Annotated in this window: 3 protein-coding genes; 1 reads left to right on the top strand and 2 read right to left on the bottom strand. The window is 35.6% G+C overall.

Features of this window, described 5'->3' with window-relative positions:
• Positions 1-1,347, top strand: a 1,347-nt coding sequence (gene ade, locus AB8B65_RS06370) for an adenine deaminase (protein ID WP_405300030.1), incomplete at its 5' end; no start/stop codon positions are given.
• Here the strand turns inward: ade and AB8B65_RS06365 are convergent.
• Both AB8B65_RS06365 and AB8B65_RS06360 read right to left on the bottom strand, forming a co-directional pair.
• Positions 1,344-2,369: a hypothetical protein gene (locus AB8B65_RS06365; RefSeq protein WP_405300029.1), complete on the bottom strand. Its 1,026-nt coding sequence runs from the start codon at positions 2,367-2,369 to the stop codon at positions 1,344-1,346. The genes ade and AB8B65_RS06365 overlap by 4 nt on opposite strands.
• A 291-nt stretch (positions 2,370-2,660) precedes the next feature.
• On the bottom strand, positions 2,661-4,241 hold a 1,581-nt coding region (locus AB8B65_RS06360; RefSeq protein WP_405300028.1), incomplete at its 5' end, for a hypothetical protein.

Raw genomic sequence — 4,241 nt, 5'->3', positions numbered from 1 at the left:
TTTATGATTGAGAACGGAAAAAAAGTGCCGTTTAAGTTTAATTTTGGTGCGCCTTCTTGCGTTCCTGCTACGAGTTTTGAATCGGCTGGTGCTGTGATTGATTCAGACGATATTAAAGAATTGTTGGCAAAACCAGAGATTAAGTATTTGGCTGAAATGATGAATTATCCCGGTGTTTTGTTTGATGATGCTGAAGTATTAAAAAAGATAGCTTGGGCAAAACATTTTAATAAACCTGTAGACGGACACGCGCCCGGATTACGCGGTGACGATGTTACGAAGTATATTTCCGCAGGAATTTCTACCGATCATGAATGTTTTACGCATGACGAAGCGTTGGAAAAGTTACAGAAAGGCATGAAAGTCATTATTCGGGAAGGAAGTGCCGCGAAGAACTTTGAAGCGTTGATTCCGTTGTTAGATGAACATTATAATGAAATGATGTTTTGTTCGGATGATAAACATCCTGACGATTTGTTAGTCAGTCATATTAACGAGTTGTGCGCACGCGCCGTTGCAAAAGGAAACGACATTTTTAAAGTGTTGCAAGTTGCATGTGTAAATCCTGTGAAACATTATAAGTTGGATGTTGGACAGTTACAAACCAATGATGTTGCCGATTTCGTAGTTTTAGAAGATTTGACAAATTTTAAAGTGTTAGAAACCTATATTGATGGCATCCGAGTTGCATCTAATGGAACGACACACATAGACAGCGTGCCCTTTGAAATACTGAATAATTTCAATACTTCTGCAAAGAATGTGGTTGATTTTCAAATCAAAGCCACGAAAAGTAAAATCCGCGTTATTGAAGCATTGGATGGCGAATTGGTCACCAACGAATTGATTTTAGATAGTTTGGCAAAAGATGGAAATTTAGTGTCGAATGTTTCGGAAGATATTTTAAAAATGACAGTTGTAAATCGATATAATGATGATGCGCCTGCAATGGCTTTTATTCAAAATTTTGGATTGAAAGAAGGCGCCATTGCTTCTTCCGTAGGACACGATTCGCACAATATTATTGCCGTTGGTGTTTCTGACGAAGCCATTTGCAAAGCAGTGAATTTATTGATTTCTAATAAAGGTGGAATTTGCGCCGTTTCTGATTCGGTTGAAAAGGTAGTTTCGTTACCTGTAGCGGGAATTATGAGCGATAAAACGGGTTGGGAAATTGGTGCCGCTTACGCTGAATTAGACAAATTAGCCAAAGAAATGGGAAGCACCTTACGCGCGCCATATATGACCTTGTCGTTTATGGCATTGTTAGTAATCCCGTCGTTAAAACTGAGTGATAAAGGATTGTTCAACGGGACTACTTTTGAGTTTACTTCTTTGGAAGTTTAATTGATTGTACAGTTATTTCCTGTAAATTCATTCGTATCATACGTTCCTGTACCGCCAAGCGTTGGTGTTCCTATAGATTCCAATCTGAATGCTACTTCTGTACCACTTTTAGCTGTACAGATTTCAAGTTCGTAATTACTGTTTGCTTCTCTTCGAATGACGTCTAATACGCTATTGAGTCCTGTAGTAAGTTGTGAATAATCATCAATTAAAAATTGTCCGTTACGTCCAATATCTGCAATGACTCTAGCATCTACATTGTTTCCTGCGCCAATTACATAAAAACCTGTATTGTCTAATGTAGCATTGATGCTTGTGTTCATGTCATTTCGATCATTAAAGAAATCTTGATTTTGACCATCGGAAAAAATAACCATGGAAGAAGACCAAATATTGGTATTAGGGTCATTTTGAATTTCTAATTTTTTAGCTTGCATTCTGTTGCAACTTTGCACTACAGCGCCGTATAAATTGGTAGAGATGTCTTGTTGCAATCCAGAATTCATTCCGCTTATAGCTGCAATTATATTTTGACTTGAAGTAGAGAAACCGATGAGTTCTTGCAATTGTTCTCTTCCATCAAAGTAATAGATGGCAACTTCTAAAGCGCCACTATTAATTTCGCTAAATAAGTTGGATACATATAGTGTTGCGGCACTTTTTATATTTTCAATTTCATCAATGACACTTCCGCTTAAATCCATGACAATCATGGTTGCATACCGATAGTTTTGAGGATTTGGCACAATGAGTCGTGGAGCTTCTGTCGGATCTATGAGTTGTTCCGTTTCTCCAGCGCTTATGGCTGTTTCATACAAATTGAAATCGCTATCTGTTTGGTTAGATACACCAATATTATTTTCGTCCGTAAGTTTAAAAGATACTTTTATTTTGCTTTCGCCTACTAAGGTTTCAATATTTTTAATTTCAATTGAATACGCTGGTTGCGTATCATTGTCATCATTACTGCTGCAACTACATAGCAATCCCAGCACACATACAAGAAGTGAGAGTTTTTTCATTGTTTTTTGTTTTTAGCTTGTGAATGTAGTTTTGCTTTCCTTATGTAGTCTATTTGAAAAAGTCTTGATATGACCTAATAACGCATCTAATTCATAAAAATTGTCAGAGAAAACAATAAAAATGGTTGTTATACCATTTTCCATTTGGAATTAATATAATAAAATGCGCCTTTTTCCTTTCTATTTTAATTTAAAAATAAACCGTAACTATGGCGATGCTTTATTTTTCAATCTCATATAAAGAAAAAATACATCCTTTTCTTTTTCAGTAATTTCAGATGGAAAATGGTATTACTTTGCTTTTATGGCGCCAACACCAATTGTAAATCGGTAGCCGACTTGTAGTTGGAAGAATGAATCATCACCAGTAGCACTTACATCTCTAATACTTTTCATTCGTAAAAAGATAGAATTTGATCTGTCTGTTCCTGGATAATAGAAAATTTCTGCTTTTACAGCTTGCGTTTTTAGATAGTTTGGTTCAGATAAACCAGCTCGCGCGTAATCACCAATGAAGGAATATCCTTTGAGTTCGTATCCAAGATTGAGTCCAAAATTATTGAAACGACGAATTTCTAAGTTTGCGCCTAAACCGTAACCTAACATTTTAAAGTTTTCTTCATTTGCCACTTCTGCACCATCTAATTCGGCAGTATTTGTTCTGACTTTTGTCACATTATAGCTTAACGGAAAGTATAGCGATGTCCAGAAAGGCAATTCTTTTGCGATTCTGAAATTTATGATATCCACATCTAAGCCCATTTCTAAGTTTGATCGTTCTAATAAAGAAAGTTTTTGATCGTTGAAATAGTAGAATTCCGCAGGATCGCCTGTATTCGGATTCGTGTTATCCATATCAGGCTCAACAGCTTGAATGAAGTCATTGTCGTCATCAAAACGTGAATAACGGACGTACGGCGATATTTTTTTGAATATGTAAAGTGCAGTTCTGCTCGGGTTGAATGGATTGATAAAGAAATCTGCTTTTCCTTCTATTTGAAACAATCCGTTGGCTTCATCACCAAATAAACCAAGTAAATCGGTATACGTTCGTAAGTCTAAAACGTGTTGCAAATTGTTGTTATTGATGACTTGATACGATCTTCTATCTTTTATGTTTGCTTCTTCTTGCTTGTCGGATGGAAATTTGTATGAAACATCGTCTGGCACATAATTACTTCCTGCATTTGGGTGATAATCCAGTACATCTGTATATTTTACCAACAACATTTTAAGCGTTTCTTCATTGTAAACTTGTTCTCCTTGAAGACTTACATAATGTGAATAATGAAATATGGCGCGTTTTGAAGCTTTGCGCGAATAGTTTAGAATACTTACAGGATCGGTTCCTTCAAAGTAAAAGTGCGTTTTTCCATCGTTGGATTCTAAGATTAAGCGTGCATCAACAATTCCGCCTTCTAATAATTCGATTTGAATGGATTTGAATTTTGCTGTTTTCGGAGTTTCTGTAAATCTAAAACTAGTATCAATGGCTGATTTTACAGTTACAAGTCTAGTGTCATTACTATCTTTTAGATACTTTTTAGTTGTTTTTAGCTTAGTAAGATCTTCATCTTCTTCTATATCGCTCTTTTGCACGTAAAAGTTGACTTGTTCTCCATCACCTGGTACTTCAAACGTTCCTAAATTCGTTTTACTATCAATACTGAAAACTCCTGAGAGTACTTTTTTTGTATTTTCATTGTCTAGTAATTCAGAAGCTTTTATCGGTTCATTTTCACCTATAATGATAAATTTTTCAGGATCGAGTACCGCTTTTTTTTCTTTGTATACTTCACAAATTCGTGCTTTGTAGGTATTTAAAATTTCATCCGAAACCTCTTCGTACTCCTTTATATATCCTCTATATTT

This window comes from Kordia sp. (assembly GCF_045105435.1).
Taxonomy (GTDB): Bacteria; Bacteroidota; Bacteroidia; order Flavobacteriales; family Flavobacteriaceae; genus Kordia.
This window is presented reverse-complemented; position numbering and strand designations above follow the sequence as displayed.